The 19191-nt window shown below is 73.8% G+C and carries 17 protein-coding genes and 3 pseudogenes; 12 read left to right on the top strand and 8 right to left on the bottom strand.

Translation table 11 applies throughout. The features are described from left to right. Positions 1 to 54 precede the first annotated feature (54 nt). Positions 55 to 1428, bottom strand: coding sequence for an APC family permease (locus ACZ4V6_RS13850; protein WP_467826322.1), 1374 nt, complete (start codon positions 1426 to 1428; stop codon positions 55 to 57). A gap of 117 nt (positions 1429 to 1545) precedes the next feature. Here ACZ4V6_RS13850 and ACZ4V6_RS13845 point away from each other — a divergent pair, with 117 nt between their 5' ends. Both ACZ4V6_RS13845 and ppgK read left to right on the top strand, forming a co-directional pair. Continuing rightward, positions 1546 to 2562 (top strand): 4-hydroxy-3-methylbut-2-enyl diphosphate reductase, encoded by a 1017-nt coding sequence (locus ACZ4V6_RS13845; protein ID WP_467826320.1) that lies wholly within the window; start codon positions 1546 to 1548, stop codon positions 2560 to 2562. Between the two features lie 55 nt (positions 2563 to 2617). Further along, the gene (gene ppgK / locus ACZ4V6_RS13840) at positions 2618 to 3358 is read left to right on the top strand and encodes a polyphosphate--glucose phosphotransferase (RefSeq protein ID WP_467826317.1); all 741 of its coding nucleotides are present in this window, start codon (positions 2618 to 2620) and stop codon (positions 3356 to 3358) included. Positions 3359 to 3417: 59 nt separating this feature from the next. Here the strand turns inward: ppgK and ACZ4V6_RS13835 are convergent, their stop codons facing one another. After that, the gene (locus ACZ4V6_RS13835) at positions 3418 to 4053 is read right to left on the bottom strand and encodes a DUF6542 domain-containing protein (RefSeq protein WP_467826314.1); all 636 of its coding nucleotides are present in this window, start codon (positions 4051 to 4053) and stop codon (positions 3418 to 3420) included. A gap of 175 nt (positions 4054 to 4228) precedes the next feature. On the opposite strand from ACZ4V6_RS13835, the gene ychF reads away from it, so the two are divergent. Continuing rightward, on the top strand, positions 4229 to 5317 hold the full coding sequence (ychF, locus tag ACZ4V6_RS13830; RefSeq protein ID WP_467826312.1) for a redox-regulated ATPase YchF: 1089 nt from the start codon (positions 4229 to 4231) through the stop codon (positions 5315 to 5317). Positions 5318 to 5535: 218 nt separating this feature from the next. Here the strand turns inward: ychF and ACZ4V6_RS13825 are convergent, their stop codons facing one another. Next, on the bottom strand, positions 5536 to 6840 hold the full coding sequence (locus ACZ4V6_RS13825) for a M14 family zinc carboxypeptidase (protein ID WP_467826309.1): 1305 nt from the start codon (positions 6838 to 6840) through the stop codon (positions 5536 to 5538). An 11-nt stretch (positions 6841 to 6851) separates the two neighbouring features. Next, on the bottom strand, positions 6852 to 7013 hold the full coding sequence (locus tag ACZ4V6_RS13820; RefSeq protein WP_467826502.1) for a hypothetical protein: 162 nt from the start codon (positions 7011 to 7013) through the stop codon (positions 6852 to 6854). 47 nt (positions 7014 to 7060) lie between these two features. On the opposite strand from ACZ4V6_RS13820, the pseudogene ACZ4V6_RS13815 reads away from it, so the two are divergent. Then, a pseudogene (locus ACZ4V6_RS13815) lies at positions 7061 to 7783 on the top strand (ThiF family adenylyltransferase); the annotation flags it as partial. A gap of 88 nt (positions 7784 to 7871) precedes the next feature. Here ACZ4V6_RS13815 and ACZ4V6_RS13810 read toward each other — a convergent pair. Beyond that, positions 7872 to 8813, bottom strand: a complete 942-nt coding sequence (locus ACZ4V6_RS13810) for a LysR family transcriptional regulator (RefSeq protein WP_467826307.1) — start codon at positions 8811 to 8813, stop codon at positions 7872 to 7874. 96 nt (positions 8814 to 8909) lie between these two features. On the opposite strand from ACZ4V6_RS13810, the gene ACZ4V6_RS13805 reads away from it, so the two are divergent. The 8 genes from ACZ4V6_RS13805 to ACZ4V6_RS13770 all read left to right on the top strand — a co-directional run bounded on the left by ACZ4V6_RS13805 (position 8910) and on the right by ACZ4V6_RS13770 (position 18043). Continuing rightward, positions 8910 to 9740: an oxidoreductase gene (locus ACZ4V6_RS13805; RefSeq protein ID WP_467826304.1), complete on the top strand. Its 831-nt coding sequence runs from the start codon at positions 8910 to 8912 to the stop codon at positions 9738 to 9740. Positions 9741 to 9981: 241 nt separating this feature from the next. Continuing rightward, on the top strand, positions 9982 to 11145 hold the full coding sequence (locus ACZ4V6_RS13800; protein WP_467826302.1) for a DUF4190 domain-containing protein: 1164 nt from the start codon (positions 9982 to 9984) through the stop codon (positions 11143 to 11145). Positions 11146 to 11292: 147 nt separating this feature from the next. Further along, positions 11293 to 12045, top strand: a complete 753-nt coding sequence (locus ACZ4V6_RS13795; RefSeq protein WP_467826300.1) for a GntR family transcriptional regulator — start codon at positions 11293 to 11295, stop codon at positions 12043 to 12045. A 408-nt stretch (positions 12046 to 12453) separates the two neighbouring features. After that, the gene (locus tag ACZ4V6_RS13790) at positions 12454 to 12654 is read left to right on the top strand and encodes an SPOR domain-containing protein (RefSeq protein ID WP_467826297.1); all 201 of its coding nucleotides are present in this window, start codon (positions 12454 to 12456) and stop codon (positions 12652 to 12654) included. A 52-nt stretch (positions 12655 to 12706) separates the two neighbouring features. Further along, positions 12707 to 13129 (top strand): (deoxy)nucleoside triphosphate pyrophosphohydrolase, encoded by a 423-nt coding sequence (locus tag ACZ4V6_RS13785; protein WP_467826294.1) that lies wholly within the window; start codon positions 12707 to 12709, stop codon positions 13127 to 13129. 152 nt (positions 13130 to 13281) lie between these two features. After that, positions 13282 to 13692, top strand: a complete 411-nt coding sequence (locus ACZ4V6_RS13780; protein WP_467826292.1) for an ATP-binding protein — start codon at positions 13282 to 13284, stop codon at positions 13690 to 13692. 267 nt (positions 13693 to 13959) lie between these two features. Next, positions 13960 to 16620 carry a SpoIIE family protein phosphatase gene (locus ACZ4V6_RS13775; protein WP_467826289.1) on the top strand — a complete coding sequence of 887 codons (2661 nt, stop codon included), beginning with the start codon at positions 13960 to 13962 and terminating at the stop codon, positions 16618 to 16620. Between the two features lie 241 nt (positions 16621 to 16861). Then, a complete protein-coding gene (locus ACZ4V6_RS13770; RefSeq protein ID WP_467826286.1) occupies positions 16862 to 18043 on the top strand; it encodes a glycosyl hydrolase family 18 protein in 1182 nt (393 codons plus the stop codon). On the opposite strand, the pseudogene ACZ4V6_RS13765 reads toward ACZ4V6_RS13770, so the two are convergent. The 3 genes and pseudogenes from ACZ4V6_RS13765 to ACZ4V6_RS13755 all read right to left on the bottom strand — a co-directional run. Further along, positions 18040 to 18417 (bottom strand): annotated as a pseudogene (locus tag ACZ4V6_RS13765) (succinate dehydrogenase/fumarate reductase iron-sulfur subunit); the annotation flags it as partial. The gene ACZ4V6_RS13770 and the pseudogene ACZ4V6_RS13765 overlap by 4 nt on opposite strands. A gap of 1 nt (position 18418) precedes the next feature. Further along, positions 18419 to 18806, bottom strand: a pseudogene (locus ACZ4V6_RS13760) (hypothetical protein); the annotation flags it as partial. 20 nt (positions 18807 to 18826) lie between these two features. Further along, on the bottom strand, positions 18827 to 19117 hold the full coding sequence (locus ACZ4V6_RS13755) for a hypothetical protein (protein WP_467826283.1): 291 nt from the start codon (positions 19115 to 19117) through the stop codon (positions 18827 to 18829). Positions 19118 to 19191: the final 74 nt, after the last annotated feature.

The raw sequence follows: 19191 nt of genomic DNA, 5'->3' as shown, positions 1-19191 counted from the left end.
CCCCGTCCGGACACGCCCGCCGCGCCCACCGGGCCGGCCCCGCGCCGGGCGGTCTCACGCCCCCGCCGGGCCCCGCCGTCGCGCCTGGGCCGCCAGGACCGCCAGGCCGATCACCAGCCAGACCGCCCCCACCACCCGCGCGGTCCCCGAGGCCTCCACGATCACCGCGACCGTGATGGCCGCGCCGAGCACCGGCACCAGCACATGCCGCCACCAGCTCACCGGGCCCCCGCGGCGGCGGACCGCGAACCAGCCCACCACGCTCGCGTGCAGCAGCGTGAACGCGGTCAGCGCGCCGACGTCGACCACCGACACCAGCTGGTCGAGGCCGTCGTCACGCCGTGCCGCCCACACCGCCGCCACCAGCGTGATCACGGCCGCGACCAGCAGCGCCACCCGCGGCACCCCGCCGTCCGTGCGCGACAGCGCCCCCGGCAGCCGCCGGTCGCGGCCCATCGCGAACAGCAGCCGCCCGGCCGCCGCCTGCCCGGCCAGCGCGGCGAACGCCGCGCCGATCGCCTTGCTCACCGCCACCAGGTCGTGCAGCCACGTCCCCACGGACGAGTCCACCGCGTCGTAGAACGCCGACCCCTGCCGCCCCGGCTCCGCCGCCAGCCGCGCCGACGACACCGGCTCCAGCAGCGCCACCAGGTACGTCTGCGCCACGAACAGCACACCCGTCAGCGCCAGGCAGAACAACAGCGCCCGCGCCACCTTCGCCGACCCGCCGGTGACCTCCTCCGCGAACGTCGCGATCGCGTCGAAGCCCAGGTACGACAGCACCGCCACCGACACCGCGCCCACCACCGCCGACAGCGCGAACGCCCCCTGCGTGCCGTCCCCGGTCAGCGGCGACAGCCAGTCCCGCTCGGCCCCGTCGCGCGCGAGGACCACGATCGCCGTCGCCACGAACACCAGCAGGACCGCGACCTCCAGGGCGAGGACCAGGAAGCCCACCCGGGCCGCCGTCCGCACCCCCCACAGGTTCAGCGCCGTCGTGACGACCACCGCGAGCGCCGTCCACACCCACCGCGACACCTCCGGGACCAGGGCCTCCATGGCGATGCCGGAGAACAGGTAGGCCACCGCCGGGATCAGGACGTAGTCCAGCATCGCCATCCACCCGGCGACGAACCCGGCCCCGTCGCCGAGCCCCGCGCGCGCGTAGGCGAACACCGACCCCGCCTGGGGGACCACCCGCACCATCTGGGCGTAGCTGAAGGCGGTGAACGCCATCGCGACCGTGGCGACGACGTAGACGAGCGCCACCGCGCCGTGCGACTTGGCGTCCAGGGTGCCGAAGACGCCGACCGGCGCCATGGGCGCGATGAACAGCAGCCCGTAGACCACCAGGTCCCCGAAGCCCAGGCTGCGCCTCAGCTCGTGTTCCCGACCGGCCCCGCGGGCCGTCGTACCGGACTCGGTCATCGTGCCTCCGCCAGCGCATCGCACCTGTGCCTCGGACTGTGCCTCGGAACGTCCCCGTCAGTGTCCCCGCCGACGCCGTGCCCACGCGATCCCTGGCCCGCCGAACGCGGCCTTACGATGGGTGCCATGACCGCTTCGTCTGGCCGCCGTGTCCTGCTCGCCGCCCCCCGTGGCTACTGCGCGGGTGTGGACCGCGCCGTGATCGCCGTCGAGAAGGCCCTGGAGCAGTACGGGGCCCCCGTCTACGTCCGGCACGAGATCGTCCACAACAAGTACGTCGTGCAGACCCTCGAGAAGAAGGGCGCGATCTTCGTCGAGCGGACGGAGGAGGTCCCGCCGGGGAACATCGTCATGTTCTCCGCGCACGGCGTCGCCCCCGTCGTCCACGAGGAGGCCGAACGCGGCCGGCTCGCCACCATCGACGCCACCTGCCCCCTCGTGACCAAGGTGCACAAGGAAGCCGTCCGCTTCGCGAACGACGACTACGACATCCTCCTGATCGGCCACGAGGGCCACGAGGAGGTCATCGGCACCTCCGGTGAGGCCCCCGACCACATCCAGCTCGTCGACGGCCCCGAGGACGTCGCCAAGGTCGAGGTCCGCGACCCGTCGAAGGTGGTGTGGCTGTCGCAGACCACCCTCTCCGTCGACGAGACGATGGAGACCGTGGACGCGCTCAAGGAGAAGTTCCCACAGCTCCTCTCCCCGCCGAGCGACGACATCTGCTACGCCACGCAGAACCGCCAGCTCGCGGTCAAGCAGATGGGCGCCGAGGCCGACCTGGTGATCGTCGTCGGCTCCCGCAACTCCTCCAACTCCAAGCGGCTCGTCGAGGTCGCCAAGCAGGCGGGCGCGCGCGACGCGTACCTCGTGGACTTCGCCGACGAGATCGACGAGGCCTGGCTGGACGGCGTGACCACGGTCGGCGTCACCTCCGGCGCCTCCGTCCCGGACGTCCTGGTCGAGCAGGTCCTGGAGTGGCTGTCGCAGCGCGGCTTCGAGGACGTGGAGATCGTCAAGGCCGCCGAGGAGTCGATCACCTTCTCGCTGCCCAAGGAGCTGCGCCGCGACCTGCGCGAGGAGGCCACCGCGCTGGTGGCCGGGCGGGGCGGCTCCGGCACGGCGGGAGCGTGACCGGCTGGAACACGCCGCCCGCGTGACGGTCGGTGGCCCGTCGTAACGTGGAGCCATGCAGATCTTCGGCGTGGACATCGGCGGATCCGGGATCAAGGGCGCCCCTGTGGATCTCGACAGGGGCGACTTGGCCCAGGAGCGCTGCAAGGTGCTCACCCCGCACCCGGCGACCCCCGACGGGGTGGCCGACGGGGTGAAGCAGGTCGTCGACCACTTCGGCTGGACCGGCCCGGTCGGACTCACCTTCCCGGGCGTCGTCACCGGCGGCGCCACGGTGCGTACGGCGGCCAACGTCGACAAGAGCTGGATCGGCACGGACGCGCGGGCCCTGTTCAGCGAGCGGCTCGGCGGACCGGACGTCACGGTCGTCAACGACGCGGACGCGGCCGGCGTCGCCGAGATGCACTTCGGCGCCGGGCGCGGCCAGCGGGGGACGGTCGTCCTGCTCACCTTCGGCACGGGCATCGGCAGCGCCGTCTTCACCGACGGCGTCCTCGTCCCCAACAGCGAGCTGGGCCACCTCGAGCTGGACGGCCACGAGGCCGAGAAGCGGGCCTCCGGCAAGGTCAAGGACGACCACGACCTGTCGTGGGAGCAGTGGGCCCGCCGCGTGCGGAAGTACCTCGCCCACGTCGAGATGCTGTTCTCGCCCGAGCTGTTCATCATCGGCGGCGGGGTCAGCCGCAAGTCCCACAAGTTCCTGCACCACCTCGAGGGCATCCGGGCCGAGATCGTCCCGGCGCAGCTGCAGAACAACGCCGGCATCGTGGGAGCGGCGATGCGCGCGGCCGGCTGACCGGCCGGCGTCCGGGCCGCCGTGCACGCCGGGGCACGGCCGTCACGGTGCGGCGGCCGTCACGCCGTCGGCCGCTTCCGGGCGGTGGTGGTGGCAGCGGCGGCAGCGGCCCGGCGCGCCGAGCGGATCCGCCGGGCGATCGCGATCGACCCGGCGATCAGCGTCCCGCCGTACAGCCAGCCGGCCTCGGTGGCCAGCGCGGTCACGAGCCCCGTCAGCCGCCCGCCGGCACCGTCACCGTGCCCGGCGGCGGTCAGGAGACCCGTGGCGAAGGCGATCGGCACGACGACGGGCGCGGTCAGCAGGTCGCCCCTGCGCACCCAGAACGCCGTGAGCACGCACACCGGCAGGAACAGCACGCCGTACACCGTCAGGGACCCGCCGAACAGCGCCTGGACGAGGAACCCGAGCGCGACCATCACCGCCGCGCAGAACAGACCGCTGCCCAGCCCGGTCAGCCGCGGATTGGGCAGCGCGCGCACCCGCCGCAGGACCCGCGGCGCGGCCGGCGCCGCCGCCCCGGGCCGGGGACCCGCCACCGGGGCCGGACGACGCGGTCCGCCGCCCGCGCGCGGTGCGCCGGGCCGGACCGGCGGTCTCGCCGGCCCGCCGCCGGCGCCCCGCCCCTGCGGGGGCAACGGCGTCCGGCCCCGTCGCGGTCCGTACTGCGCAGGTCGCGTCCCGTGTTGCTCCACCGGACCAACTTAGGTCGGTTTATGTGCCGAATAGCCCGACAGACACGCCGTAGGGCGGGACCCGGCCAAGCGTTCGACGCCCGGCACGGCCGTTACCGGACACCCCGTAGACTGGTGGATCGGCCCAGCCCGGCCTGCCCCGCCCTCCGCACCCTCACGTACGGGAAGTCGCAACGTGTCGCTCACGATCGGAATCGTCGGTCTGCCGAATGTCGGCAAGTCGACCCTGTTCAACGCCCTGACCAAGAACGACGTGCTCGCGGCCAACTACCCGTTCGCCACGATCGAGCCCAACGTCGGCGTCGTGGGCGTCCCCGACCCGCGCCTGACGAAGCTGGCCGAGATCTTCTCCTCCGAGAAGGTCCTCCCGGCGACGGTCGACTTCGTCGACATCGCCGGCATCGTGCGCGGCGCGAGCGAGGGCGAGGGCCTGGGCAACAAGTTCCTGGCCAACATCCGCGAGTCCGACGCGATCTGCCAGGTCATCCGCGCCTTCAAGGACGAGAACGTCGTCCACGTCGACGGCAAGGTCTCGCCCAAGGACGACATCGAGACGATCAACACCGAGCTGATCCTCGCCGACCTCCAGACCATCGAGAAGGTTCTGCCCCGCCTCCAGAAGGAGTCGCGGATCAAGAAGGACGTCGCGCCCAAGGTCAAGGCGGTCGAGGAGGCCAAGGAGATCCTGGAGAAGGGCGACACGCTCTTCGCCCACGGCGTCGTCCAGGGCAGCGAGCGCGCCGAGCTCCTCCACGACCTGCACCTCCTCACGACGAAGCCCTTCCTCTACGTCTTCAACGTCGACGAGGACGAGCTGACCGACGAGGAATTCAAGAACGAGCAGCGCGCGCTGGTCGCCCCCGCCGAGGCGATCTTCCTCAACGCCAAGCTGGAGGCGGACCTCGCCGAGCTGGAGGAGGACGAGGCCCTGGAGCTCCTCCAGTCCGTCGGCCAGGACGAGCCCGGTCTCGCCACCCTCGCCCACGTCGGCTTCCGCACCCTCGGCCTGCAGACCTACCTGACGGCCGGCCCCAAGGAATCCCGCGCCTGGACCATCAAGAAGGGCGCCACCGCCCCCGAGGCCGCCGGTGTCATCCACACCGACTTCCAGAAGGGCTTCATCAAGGCCGAGGTCATCTCCTTCGACGACCTGGTCGCCACCGGCTCGGTCGCCGAGGCCCGCGCCAAGGGCAAGGCGCGCATGGAGGGCAAGGACTACGTGATGCAGGACGGGGACGTGGTGGAGTTCCGCTTCAACGTGTAGCGCGGAACCACCAGGTCGTCGATCTGACACGTGCGCAGGCTGGACGGGGCCCGCTCTTCCGGAAGAGCGGGCCCCCGGTCGCCTCGGCCAGGGCGCCGGTGGCCGGCCGGTCGACGTTGCGGGCGGAACGGGCCGGGCTCGGAGATGACGCCGAACAGCCGGCCGGCGCGGGCCCGGGCGGTGGCGCGCACCTTCCGGTGGGTGGTCCTCCTGGCGTCTCAGCTCGACAGGGCGCTCTCGGCGGCCGCCAGCACCGTGCGTGTCTGGTGTTCCACCTGCTGCCGCACGGGCACCCAGCGCAGACGCAGGGCCTGTTCGAAGTCCGCGCACCACGCGGTGAACAGCTCTTCCAGCTCGCGGTGCAGTCCCGGGGCGGCGGGGTCGGTCGCCTCGTCCAGCAGGCGCAGCAGCAGGCCTGCCGCGCGCAGCGGCTGCCGGCGGGCCACGACGTCCAGGGCGGAGACCCGGGCCGTCGCCAGGCGCCGCGGATCGTCGGGGCCGGTCGCCTCGGCGGCCTGCCGGGCGAGTGGTTCCCAGGAGTCGGCGACCAGGTCGTAGAGGTCGTCGGCCATCCATTCCAGCACGCGTCGTGGCGCGCTGTCCCGGGCCGGCGGCAGGAAGCCCCTCGCCTTGTCGAGGAGGGCGGTCACCTGCCGTCCGCCCTCCCGTACCAGCGCGGACAGGTCGCGCAGTACGTGGGCGGCCCGCGGGTGCGGGGAGAGGTCGTCGGCCGTGTCGCTCGCCCACATGGGTACTTCGACGATCGCGGTGGCACCGCCGTACCGCTGAGGAGCGCACCAGGTGGACAGGCCGATGTTCTCCGACCCGGCCGCCAGCCGGTCGGTGCTGTCCGGCGGAGGCAGGACGTACACGCCGGGGCCGGGGTTCTCCCAGTACAGGGCGTCGTACGTGCCGTGCTGGACGGGGATCCCGAGTTCGTGCGCGGAGGTCCGGAAGGGGGCGGCGAGGCCGGGGAGGTCACGGGTCAGCTGGACCCAGCTGCCGCCCGCTTCGACGTTGTGCAGGGAGCACTGCAGGAACGGGCGCTGTTCGTCGATCACGTCGAACAGCGCGCGGCTCTCCGGGAGCTGCCGCGAGACGATCGGTGCCCATTCCGGCTGTTCCTCCGCGACCGGGCGGAAGGCGGCGCGGTAGTAGCCCGCCAGGGTGGGGGCGGGGCCGGCCGTCGCCTGCTCGATCCCCTCGCTCAGAGCGGCGCCGTCCGGGTCCAGGCACAGAACGAGGTCCCAGGTGACGACTGCCGGGTCGGTCGCCGGAGACGGCCGTTCCCCGTGCACCACCCGCTCCGCCAGCGCGAGCGCCGTCGCGCCGCCGACCGGCTCGTCCGGGTGCGGTCGGGCGACCACCAGGACGTGGCGTGGTCCGTGGCCCACGGACAGCATCAGGATCGGGCGGCCTTCGCGCGACGTCCCGATCCGGAGCAGGCGGGCGGTTCCGGGGAACCGGGAGACCAGACGCCGCGCCGAACCGGTGACCTCCGCGACCGTGAGGTAGCGGTCCAATGCGTGTCCGATCAGGCGCCGCCGTTGCCGCCGCTGTCGCCGGTGGTCTCCTTCTTGTCCAGCGGACGGATCTCGATCTTGTTCGGCATACCGTGTCCTTCCGGTGGTGACTGCGGGGTGCGGCGAGCCGCTGTGCTCTTGCCAGACTTCGCCGCCCGGATCACTGTTGTCAACGTCCGTTGATGCCGGGGCAGTCGGGGCCGACGAGATTGGCGCGAAGATGACGGTGCAGGCGATGCGGAGACCTCGGATCAAGCCGGAGCACCGGGCCTACCGGACGGTGGACGGGCACGTGAGGATCGGCAGCGTCGTCCACGGCATCGGCTCGGAGGTCAAGGATCCCGACGGCTGGGTGTGGACGCTGGTCGAGGCCATGGACGGTACGCGCGACGCCGCCGGCATCGTCGCCGAGGTGTCCCGGCGCCACCCGGAACTGCGGTTGCCGACGCCGGACATCGTCCAGGCGATGACGGACCTGGCCGCTGCCGGGTACGTCGAGGACGCCGGGGCCCCGCCGCCCGCCGAGCTGTCCGAGCGGGAACGCGAACGGTACGGCAGGGGCATGGCCCTGATGCGCTGGATGGACCTCCGGCCCAGGCGGAACCCGTGGGAGCCGCAGCTGCGGCTGCGCCGGGCCCGGGTCCTGCTGGTCGGCGTCGGCGGTACCGGCGGAGCCGCCGCACGGGACCTGGTGGCCTCCGGAGTGGGGCGCTTGCACTGCGTCGAACCGGACGTCGTGGAACTGTCCAACCTCAACCGGCAGACGCTCTTCCGTGAGCACGACATCGGCATGCCCAAGCTCGACGCGGCGCTGGCGGCGTTGCGCGCCTTGAACTCGGACACGACCGTCACGGGTGAGCGCCGCGAGGTACACGGGCCGGCGGACCTCGCGGACGTGCTCGCCGGCGCCGGCGAGGGGGCGGGGTACGACGTGCTGCTGCTGGCCGCCGACCGGCCCCGTCCTGTGGCTCGTCACCCGGTGGCGCAACCGCCGCCCGGGCAGGCGTGCGTGAGCGTCCGTCCGGTGGACCTCACCCCCGCCCGATCACCTGCCGGCACGCCTCCACGTACCCCCGCACCAGCGGGCGGCCCTCGTCCTCCCGGCGCCAGGCGAGCGCGTAGCGGCTGGGGCTCAGCCCGCGGACCGGGCGGGTGGTGACGCCGCCCAGGGTGATCAGCGGGGCGTTGCCCGCGGCGACGAGGCAGACGCCGAGGCCGGCGACGAGGGCCTCGTACGTCTCCTCCGTGCCGGCGATCTCCGCGCCGATGCGGGGCGGGCCGCCGGTGCCTCCGGCCGGGCCGTGCCGTTCGGCCAGGGCACGCCGTTCGTCCAGCGCCAGCCAGAAGTCGCGCAGGACGCCCGCCTCCGGCGGCAGGGCGAGGAACGGCTCGTCGACCAGGTCCGCGAAGTCGACCTCGGGGCGGGCCGCGAGCGGGTGGGTGTCGGGGAGGGCGACCAGGCGGGGCTCCTCGGCGACCGTGGTCCACGCGTAGCGGCCGGCGTCGGGCAGGGGCAGCCACACGTAGGCGAGGTCGGCCGTGCCGTCGGCCAGGCCCGCGGTCGGGTCGTGCCAGCTCAGCTGCCGCAAGCGGGGCAGCGCCTCGGGATGGGCCGCCGTGAACCGGGAGCGGATCGCCGGCAGCAGGCCACCGCGTCCGGGGCTGGTGCTCATGCCGATCACCAGGGTGCCGCGCCGCGCCGCCAGCGCCTCCCGCACCGCCACCGCGCCCTCGGTCCAGTCGGCCAGCACCCGCCGGGCGTACGGCAGCAGTGCCGTGCCCGCCTCGGTGAGCGCCACGCCGCGCGGCTCGCGCCGGAACAGTTCGGCGCCCAACTGCCGTTCCAGCGCCCGGATCTGCTTGCTCAGCGCCGGCTGGGACACGTACAGCCGCTCGGCCGCCCGCGTGAAGTGCAGTTCCTCGGCCACCGCCGCGAAGTAGCGCAGCTCCCGCACGTGCACGTCCGTCGTCATGACCGTTGGCTATCACCATGGGTCTTGGATGGGCAACCGGCTTTCCCGGCAGGGTGGTCGGCGGTTGCAGGACAGGCGGACGACGAGGGAGCCGGCATGAACAAGGTGTGGCTGATCACGGGTGCGAGCAGCGGTTTCGGGCGGGCGATCGCCGAGGCGGCGCTCGCCGAGGGCGACGTGGTCGTCGGCGCGGCACGGCGGCCCGAGGGGCTCGACGACCTGGTGGCCGCCCGCCCCGACCAGATGGAGGCGGTGCGCCTGGACGTCGCCGACACGGCCGCCGCCGAGGCCGTCGTGCGGGACGTGGTGGCCCGGCACGGGCGGATCGACGTGCTGGTCAACAACGCGGGCCGCACGCACGTCGGCGCCTTCGAGGAGACGGGCGAGGACGAGCTGCGCGCCCTGTTCGACGTGCACGTCTTCGGGCCGGCCGCGCTGACGCGGGCCGTGCTGCCGCACATGCGGGAGCGGCGCTCGGGCGCGATCGTGCAGATGAGCAGCATGGGCGGGCAGATGTCCTTCGCGGGCTTCTCGGCCTACAGCGGGACGAAGTTCGCGCTGGAGGGCATGAGCGAGGGGCTCGCGGACGAGGTGCGGGAGTTCGGGATCAAGGTGCTGATCGTGGAGCCGGGCGCCTTCCGCACCGGCCTGTTCGCGAGCGGCGCGGCCGGGCTCAGCGCGGACAGCGGCGTGTACGCCAAGGTGAGCGAGACCCGCGGGTTCGTCACCGGCGGCGACGGCAGCCAGCCCGGCGACCCGGCCAAGGCGGCGGCCCTCGTCCTCGCCGCCCTGGCGGCCGACGACACCCCGCTGCGGCTGCCGCTCGGCGACGACGGTGTCAGCGCGGTCCTCGGCCACCTCGACCAGGTGCGGGCGGACGTGACGGCCTGGGAGAAGCGCGCGAGGGCCACGGGCTTCGACGACTGAGACGCACACCGGCCGGAGCGGCGGCCCGGAGGGGACGCCCCCTCCGGGCCGTCCGCTCCGGGCCGTCCGCTCCGGGCCGCCGCTCCGGACCACCCCCCGGGACCGTCGCTCCTGATCTCGCGTACCGCCCCCGCCCGGCGCGCGCCTACCATGCGATCAGTCACGCGGCCGTGCGTTCCGGGCGGCCGCTCCCGCCCCGCGGGGCCTTCGCGTCGCCGCACGGATCAGGAGCACGGCACCCGTGTCCATACCGCCGCCCCCCGGCCCCCAGGGACCGTACTCCCCAGGGCCGTACCCCCAGGGGCCGTACGCCCCGCAGCAGCCCCAGCCGGTCTGGGGCGGTCCCTACGGGGCGTACCCGCGACAGGCACCCGTCAACGGCGTGGCCATCGCCGCGCTCGTCCTCGGCGTGCTCTGCTTCGTACCGGCGGTCGGACTCGTGCTCGGCCTGGTCGCCCTGCGCCAGATCAGGAGGAAGGGCGAGCGGGGCAAGGGGCTCGCCGTGGCCGGTTCCGTGCTCTCCTCCGTGGGCCTCGCCCTGTGGGTGGTGTCGCTCTCCACGGGCGTCGCGGCCGACTTCTGGCAGGGCTTCAGGGACGCCGCGCGGGGCGAGGGCACCGCGTACGCGCTCTCCGAGGGCGAGTGCTTCACCACGCCCGGCGGATCCCTGCAGGGGGTCGCCTACGACGTCGACGTGGTGCCCTGCGCGCAGGAGCACGACGGCGAGGTGTTCGCCGCCTTCGACCTGCCCGGCGGCGCCTACCCCGGCGACGACGGGATCACCCGGTCCGCCGACGACCGGTGCTATGCGCTCCAGGACACCTACGCCATGGACCGCTGGGCCCTGCCGGCGGACGTCGACGTGTACTACCTGACGCCGACCCGGCAGAGCTGGCGCATGGGCGACCGCGAGGTCACCTGCCTGTTCGGCAACACGGACGAGCAGGGCACGCTGACCGGCTCGCTGCGCAACGACGCCAGGACGCTCGACCCGCACCAGCACGCCTACCTGACGGCGGAGGGCGTGCTCAACCGGGCGATGGACGAGATGCCCGAGGCCGAGGCCGTCGAGGACGACTTCCCGGCGTACGGGGTCTGGGCGGGGCAGGTGTCCGAGGCGCTGGTCCGGGAGACCGGGATGCTGCGCCGGCACAGCTGGCCCGCCGGGTCCGAGCGGCAGGTCGCCGATCTGCTCGAGGACCTCGAGGAGGCGCGGGAGGAGTGGAGCCTGGCGGCCCGGGCCACCGACGTCGACACGTACTACGAGCACTACGACAAGGGTTTCGACCTCGTCGAGGCCGACACGACGGTCACCGCACGCAAGGCCCTGGGGCTGTCCACGACACCGCCGGTCTACGAGGACGGCGGCGGCGACGGGGGAGACGGCACCGGCATGGAGGTGTGAGGGCGTCCACAGCGGGGAGAAAGTGCCTGCGTGAAGCCCTCCGCCGGCACATGTCATCACTTCGAGTGATTCCTTGGCCTTTGCTTGCCTGGCACAACCTACGGTTGCCACGCTGTTGCTGTCTGTACAACCTGATGGGAGCGGCCAGTGACATTCGGTGAGCAGCCGGCGTACCTGCGTGTCGCGGGTGATCTCCGCAAGAAGATCGTCGACGGCCTGCTGGCGCCGCACACCCGCCTCCCTTCCCAGGCCAGGATCCGCGAGGAGTACGGCGTCTCGGACACCGTCGCACTGGAGGCGCGCAAGGTGCTCATGGCCGAGGGGCTGGTCGAGGGCCGCTCGGGTTCCGGCACCTATGTGCGCGAGCGGCCCGTGCCCCGGCGCATCGCCCGTTCCGGGTACCGGCCGGCCGGCGGCGCCACGCCCTTCCGGCAGGAACAGGCCGACACCGGGTCCCGCGGCACGTGGGAGTCCCGCAGCGAACAGACCGAGGCGAGCGGTGCCGTCGCCGAGCGGCTCGGGATCAAGCCGGGGGGCCGGGTGATGTGCACGCGGTACGTCTTCCGGGAGGGCGGCGAGGCGATGATGCTCTCGACCTCCTGGGAGCCGCTCGACCTCACCGGCCGCACACCCGTGATGCTGCCCGAGGAGGGTCCGCTCGGCGGCATGGGCGTCGTCGAGCGGATGGCCGCCATCGACGTCGTCGTGGACAACGTCACCGAGGAGGTCGGCGCCCGTCCCGGACTCGCCGATGAACTGCTCGCCCTGGGCGGCGTCCCCGGGCACGTGGTGCTGGTCGTCCAGCGCACCTTCTACGCCTCGGGCCGCGCGGTCGAGACGGCCGACGTGGTCGTCCCGGCCGACCGGTACCGGGTGGCGTACCACCTGCCCGTCAAGTAGGGCGCCCGCCCGTCGGGCGGGGCCCGGACCCGTCGGCCGGGCCCGCCCGCCGTCAACCGGCCGACCTGCTCTGTGAGATGGCGCACGCCTTCGTGCGCCTCTCGCGCCCCCTCGCCCGCGTCGGCAGCGCGTCCCGCGTCCCGGATCGCCGTCCCGCACCGCGCCGTTTCGGTCGTTCTCGCAGGTCGCCCCCGTCCCGCCGCGCACACCCCTGACCGGAAGCGTCGACGCCCCGGGAGGGCGCGTCGGGCCTCGTGCGCCCCTGTGTTCTGGCTGGTTGCGTACCCCTTTGTGAAAAGCCGTATTCGCTGAGTGAAGGTTGGGCGTAGGCTCGGGCATATGCGGATTGCGGTTTCCTCCACGGACGGGGCGTGACGAGGAACGCGGGGCGGGAAGCGGAGGGGCGCGATGAACGACAGCACGGTCACTCTTCCCTGGCTGGTGTTCCGCCAGGACGACAACGGCAATCGCTACCGCGTGGGCAGGTACGCGACGCGGGCCGAGGCCCAGGAGGTCGCGGACACCCTCGACGGCCGCGGTCACAAACAGCTCTACTGGATCGAGAAACTCGGCCCGAGCACCACCGTGCCGTCCGGCCCGGCCGACTGACCCGGCGCACCACCGTGCCGTCCGGCCCGGCGGGGGAACTAGGCTCCGCGGCATGACGGAACGGATCGTGGTGGGTGCCGCGCTGGTCGACGGGGGACGTCTGCTCGCCGCCCGACGCAGCGCGCCGGCCGACCTGGCCGGGCGCTGGGAGCTGCCCGGCGGCAAGGTGGAGCCGGGCGAGACGCCCGAGGCGGCCCTCGTGCGCGAACTGCGCGAGGAGCTCGGTGTGACGGCCGAGACCGGCGAGCGGGTCCCGGGACAGTGGCCGCTGAGACCCCCGTACGTCCTCCAGGTGTGGACCGCCCGTCTGCTGCCCGGCTCCGCCGCCCCCGAACCCCTCGAGGACCACGACGCCCTGCGCTGGCTCGCCCCCGCCGAGGTCTGGGACGTGCCCTGGCTCGACCAGGACGTGCCGGCCGTCGAGCGGGCGCTCGCGCACCTGTCGCCGGAGGCGGACGACGCGCGGGGCGCATAGAGGGGCCGGTACGGATGCCCCCCGTACGCCGTCGGTGCTTCCGTGCGCTCGCGCGCTCCGAGATGCCCCTCCGGACGATATCGGCTCCCCGAATCGGGTATGTCCCCATTAACCCCACGAAACCGGACGGGGTGGGGTTGTCGGCCGGGGATGTGAGCGGCGTGATCAGGACCGAGGACGACTGCGTCGAGTGGGTCTTTTCGGGGCAGCCGGACGCCGTGCGGACCGCGCGCTCCCTCGTCCGCGACCGCCTGCGCGGCTGGGGCCTCGAGGGGGTCGGCGACATCACCGCCCTGCTGGTCAGCGAGCTGGTCACCAACGCCCTGCGGCACGCCACCGGCCCCATCGGGGTCCGTCTCGTCCACCGCTCCGGCGGCCTGGGCGGCGTCCTGCTCGTGGAGGTCTCCGACCCGCTCCCGGACCCGCCCCGCGAACGCGCGGCCCGTCCCGAGGACGAGGGCGGCCGGGGGCTGCAGCTGGTGGCCTCCTCCGCCCGCCGCTGGGGCACCCGGCCCGGAGGGAGTGGCAAGACGGTCTGGTTCGAACTCACGGTGCCGGAGTGACGCGGCGCCGGCCGCCGGCGCGGCCCGGCGACCGGTAACGGGACCGTCGCCCGGCCGTGCGGGCCGGTGGCAGTTGCCGGGTACGTGATTCGATGCCGTGTCCGCTGGTTAGAAGACTGGAAGTGTTGTCACGGTCCGGACCGAAAAGCATCGGGACCGTGCTGTGATCGTGAACACCGTGTCGCGCGGCACCGTAGTGCTGGATACTGCGGGCAGCCGCCCCCGGTGACCGGTGCCGGGCGCGGTGAGCTGGAGGGGACGGTTCGCGTGAGCGAGATACCAGCGAGGGCCACGGAGACCGAGGGTCCGTCGGACGTCGTCCGGGCCGGCGCCGCGGGCGCGGCCGGGAGTGCGACGGGCACCGGAGCCGGCGGCGGCCCGTCCGGTGACGTGCCGTCCGGCGACGCCGTGTGGCAGACCAGCCCGCCCGGCTCCATGTACGACTACATCAAGGTCGCGTCCTTCTCCATCGGCCCCGACGGTCTCGTCGACCAGTGGAGCCTCCGCGCCGAGCAGCTGCTCGGCATCCCCGCCGAACACGCCGTCGGCACCGACCCCATCGAGACGCTCATCGACCCCGACCTGCGGGAGCGGGGCCAGCGCAAGATGGCCGAGATCCTCGACGGACGCGAGTGGACCGGCGTGGTCCCCTTCCGGGCGCCGGCCGCCCGGCCCGAGGAGGGGGGACGCGGGCGCCGCGGACCGCGCGGGCTCGCCGAGGTGTACGTCATGCCGACGCGGACGGAGGACGGCGAGAAGGCCGCCGTCTGCATCGTCGTCGACGTCCGCACCCTGCGCAGCATCGAGACCGACCTCGCCGCCTCGCAGGCCATTTTCGGCCAGTCTCCGTTCGGGTTCCTGCTGATCGACCCCGAGCTGAGGGTGCGCCGCGCCAACCAGAGGTTCGCCTCCGTCTTCGGCGGCACGCCCGACGCCCACCGGGGCAAGGGCGTCCACGACTACCTGCCGCGCGCCGAGGCCGACCGGGTCTCCGCCACCCTGCGCCGGGTGCTGGAGACCGGCGAGTCCATCACCGACATGCACGTCACGGGCTTCGTGCCCGGGTCCGACGAGCGCCGCCACTGGTCCGTCAACCTCTACCGCGTGCACAGCGGTTCGGGCCGGCCCATCGGCGTCGCCTGGCTCGGCACCGACATCACCGCCCGCCGCCAGGCCGCCCGCGAGGCCGCCGCCGCCCGGCGCAATCTCGCCCTCCTCAACGAGGCCGGAGCCCGCATCGGCAACTCCCTCGACCTGGAGACCACCGCCCGCGAACTCCTCGACGTCGTCGTCCCCGGCTTCTGCGACCTGGCCACCGTCGACCTCTACCAGGGCCTGCTGGCCGGCGACGAGACCCCGCCCGGCCTCGCCGACGGCAGTGCCGAACTGCGCCGCGTCGCCTTCTCCAGCGCCGTCTCCGACGCGCCCTTCCACGGCGCCGGCGAGCGGGTCAAGCTCGGCGCCCTCCACCACTACCCGTTCAACTCGCCCTGCGCGGACGCCCTGCGCACGGCCCGCCCGCGCACCGTGCCCGCCGAGGAGGGCGGACTCGTGCAGTCCACGCTCGCCGTCCCGATGGTCGCCCACGACACGGTCGTGGGACTCGCGCAGTTCGCCCGGACCAAGGGCAGCGAGCCGTTCGGGGACCGCGACCGCGACCTCGCCGTGGAACTGGCGGCGCGGGCCGCCGTCTGCATCGACAACGCCCGCCTCTACCGGCGCGAGCACGAACGCGCGCTGATCCTCCAGCGCTCCCTGCTCCCGCCCGGCGACCCGGAGGCCTCCGGACTCGACATCGCCTGCCGCTACCTGCCCGGCAACGCGGCCACCGGCCGGCCCAGCGAGGTCGGCGGCGACTGGTTCGACGTCATCGAGCTCCCCGGCCACCGCACCGCCCTCGTGGTCGGTGACGTCATGGGGCGCGGACTGCGCGCCGCCGTCGCGATGGGCGAACTGCGCACCGCCGTGCGGACGCTGGCGCAGCTCGACCTCGAACCGGCCGAGGTGCTCTCCCACCTGGACGAGATCGCCCGCGGCCTCGGCGCCCCCGGAGGCGTCCAGCAGGCGACGCGCGCGGCCCGCCGCCCCCGCGAGAAGGACCTCTCGGAGGTCTACCTGGCGACCTGCGTCTACGCCGTCTACGACTCGGTGACCCGGCGCTGCACCTTCGCCAACGCGGGCCACCTGCCGCCCGTCCTGGTCGAGCCCGGCGAGTCCGCGCTGATGCTGGACGTCCCGCCGGGCCTGCCGCTCGGCGTCGGCGGCGAGCCGTTCGAGGAGGTCGAGGTCGAACTGCCCGAGGGCGCTCTGCTCGCGCTCTACACGGACGGTCTGGTCGAGAGCCGCGACCACCCCCTCGACGAGGGCCTCCAGGCCTTCGTGGGCGCCCTCACGGACCCCGCGCGCCCTCTGGAGGACGTGTGCGACCAGGTCCTGCACACCCTCGGCTCCCACCACGGCGAGGACGACATCGCCCTGCTGATGGCCCGCGTCCAGGGCCTGCCCGCCGAGTCCGTCGGCGACTGGACCCTGCCGCGCGAACCGCGCAGCGTGGGCCGGGCCCGCGAGTACGCGCGGGCACAACTGCTCAGCTGGGACATGGAACCCCTGGTCGACACCACCGAGCTGCTGGTCAGCGAGCTGGTCACCAACGCGCTCCGCTACGGCGAGGGCGAGATCAGACTCCGCCTCCTGCTCGACCGCACCCTGGTGTGCGAGGTCTGGGACTCCGGCCTGGTCCAGCCCCGCCGGCGCCGCGCCCGCGACACCGACGAGGGCGGCCGCGGCCTGCAACTGGTCGGCCTGCTCAGCGCGGCCTGGGGCTCACGCCGTACCCCGCGCGGGAAGACGGTGTGGTTCGAACTCCCCCTGCCGGGCGGCGACACCCAGCTGACCGACCCGGCGGAGGCCCTGCTCAGCCTCTTCTGACGCGCCCCGGTGTCGTACGCGTCCTGGCCCGCCGGACGCGGCGTGCCCGGGCGTGCCCGGCCAGCAGCAGCGCCGCCCCGGCCGCGGCCAGGGGCGGCACCAGGTCGGCGGGGATCACCGCGCCGCACCCCGGACCGCAACCGGAACACCGGTTCGAGTCGTCCCCACGGGCAACACGCTCGGAGCGTATGCGCCGGATCCGGCCACCGCGACCGGGGACGGCCACAGGGAAGGGAGCGCCGTGGAGCACGCGGAGCCGCACACGGACCCGGGAACCACCGGCCCGGGAACCACCGCCCCGGGAACAAGCGACCTGGGAACCACCGCCCCGGCGGCGGCCGACGGCGGAAGCCGTACGGACGGCGGGGGCGGGAAGGCGGCGGACGAGAAGGCGGCGGACGGGACGACGGGACGGGGAAGACGGCTCCGCCGCGTCCGCCGCACCGCCCTCGTCGTCCTCCTGGTCCTGCTCGTCCCCCTCCTCACCGCCGAGGCGGCCCTGCGCGTCAACTACATGGGCGACCCCGCCGACGGCACCTACACCAGGAACCGCGACGCGATCTGGCTCGGCCACGCCTGGGTGGACGGCCGCAAGGACGACGCGGACCTCGCCGCGCTGGCCCGCAGCCTGAAGACCACCGGCATCCGCGACCTGTACGTGCACACCGGCCCGATGGAGCACGACGGCACGCTGCCCGAGTCCCTCCACCCCAGGGCCCGCTGGCTGACCGAGGCCGTGCACCGGGAGATGCCCGGCGTCCGCGTCCAGGCCTTCCTCGGCGACGTCCTCGCCACCGAGAGCCCCGACGGCATGCGGCTGGAGAAGGCCGCCACCCGGGCCGCCGTCGTCCGCTCGGCCCGCCAGGTCCTGGACGTCGGCTACGACGGTGTCCACCTCGACCTGGAGCCGCTCCACTCCGGCGACCGGAACTACCTGTCCCTCCTGGACGACCTGCGCGCCGTGACCCGGGCCGAGGGCGCGCAGCTCTCGGTGGCCGCCCACCAGATCGACCCGCTCCCCGCCTTCCACTCCTTCTGGGGCACGGTCGCCGGGCACCCCAAGTGGTGGTCGCAGGAGTTCTTCGGCCAGGTCGCCCGCCGCGTCGACCAGATCGCCGTCATGTCGTACGACACCATGCAGCCCCTGGAGAGCCTGTACGGCGGCTATGTCGCCCAGCAGACCTCCCTCGCCCTGGAGGTCACGCCGCCCACCACGCACCTGCTGATGGGCCTGCCCTTCTACCACGAGAACCGCTTCGGCCACTGGGCGCACGCGGAGACCGTCGCCGCGGCCGTCCGCGGGGTCCGCCTGGGCCTGTCCCGCACGGACGCCGGCCGGGAGCGCTTCGGCGTCGCCGCGTACATCGACTTCGCGGCGACGGAGGAGGACTGGGCGGCGTACCGCGACGGCTGGGTCCGTTAGGACGGCCGGCGCCTGATCTTCGGGCCCAGCCACACCAGCGGGTCGTACGCGCGGTCCACGACCCGCTCCTTCAGCGGGATCAGCGCGTTGTCCGTGATCCTGATGCCCTCGGGGCAGACCTCCGTGCAGCACTTGGTGATGTCGCAGTGGCCGAGGCCGTGGGTGTCCTGGGCCGTGCGTCTGCGGTCCAGGCCGGTCTCCGGTGCCGCGTCCGGCGGGTGCGTGTCCAGCCCGGCGACCCGCATGGGGAAACGCGGTCCGGCGAAGGCCTGCTCGTTCTCCTCGTGGTCGTGGACGACATGGCAGGTGTCCCGGCACGGGAAGCACTCGATGCACTCGCGGAACTCCTGCGAGCGGTCCGCGTCCTCCCGCATACGCCCAGAAGCCCCGGTAGCAGGCCTTGCGGTAGTAGCAGCAGGCCGGGCGGAAGCCGAGCGGGAAGACCAGGATGACGATCGCGGGGGAGACGCCCCGCCAGGTGCCGAACAGCTCCTGGTCCGGGCCGGCGCGCATCGGCTCGCGGTTCTCCGCCAGGCAGGGGGAGTGGAGCGGCGAGACGTACGGGGCCGTGTAGTGGTCGGCGTTCGCGAAGGCCCGCCCGGTGGAGTGGACGACGAAGGCCGGCAGCCCGGCGGCGGTGGCGGCCGGCGCCGGGCTGCCGGCGGTCGGTGCGCAGGTGCGGGGCGCGGACGGCGGCGCGCCCCGGGGCGTGGACGCCGCGGGGACGGGGGTCCGTGCCGGGTGGGTCCGTTCCGGTGGCCACGGGCCGGCTCCGGTCCGGTGTCAGGGGGCGCGGCGGTCGCGGGCGCCGAGGCCCTCGTCGTCCGAGTCCGTCCACAGGGAGCCGTCGTACGGCGTGTCGGGGATCGGGACGAGGTCGGGCCGCTTCGCCGCGTCGGGGGAGGCGGCCGCAGCCCGCAGCAGCGCGACGCTCTCCCGCAGGTGGTCGGCGTCGGTGCGGACCCGGCGCATCTCCAGGCCGTCGCCGCCGATCCGCCGCGCCAGGCGGTTCACCGACCGGGACAGGTCGTCGAGGCAGCGCTGGAGGGATGACAGGTCGTCGTGGACGGACATGACGTGACCTCACTTCCGTAGGGCCCGGCGTCCGGCCGGCCCCGGACGGCGACGTCCATGCGCCTGAGAGTGTC

It is taken from the genome of Streptomyces sp. NPDC029152 (genome assembly GCF_055564355.1).
Note: the sequence above shows the minus strand (reverse complement) of the source record. Positions and strands in the feature narration are given on the sequence as shown.

Coding starts and splice junctions, on each gene's coding strand:
- ACZ4V6_RS13845 (WP_467826320.1), top strand. CDS start 1,546: ATGGGTGCCATGACCGCTTCGTCTGGCCGCCGTGTCCTGCTCGCCGCC.
- ACZ4V6_RS13810 (WP_467826307.1), bottom strand. CDS start 8,813: ATGACGACGGACGTGCACGTGCGGGAGCTGCGCTACTTCGCGGCGGTG.
- ACZ4V6_RS13805 (WP_467826304.1), top strand. CDS start 8,910: ATGAACAAGGTGTGGCTGATCACGGGTGCGAGCAGCGGTTTCGGGCGG.
- ppgK (WP_467826317.1), top strand. CDS start 2,618: ATGCAGATCTTCGGCGTGGACATCGGCGGATCCGGGATCAAGGGCGCC.
- ACZ4V6_RS13755 (WP_467826283.1), bottom strand. CDS start 19,117: ATGTCCGTCCACGACGACCTGTCATCCCTCCAGCGCTGCCTCGACGAC.
- ACZ4V6_RS13850 (WP_467826322.1), bottom strand. CDS start 1,428: ATGACCGAGTCCGGTACGACGGCCCGCGGGGCCGGTCGGGAACACGAG.
- ACZ4V6_RS13790 (WP_467826297.1), top strand. CDS start 12,454: ATGAACGACAGCACGGTCACTCTTCCCTGGCTGGTGTTCCGCCAGGAC.
- ACZ4V6_RS13785 (WP_467826294.1), top strand. CDS start 12,707: ATGACGGAACGGATCGTGGTGGGTGCCGCGCTGGTCGACGGGGGACGT.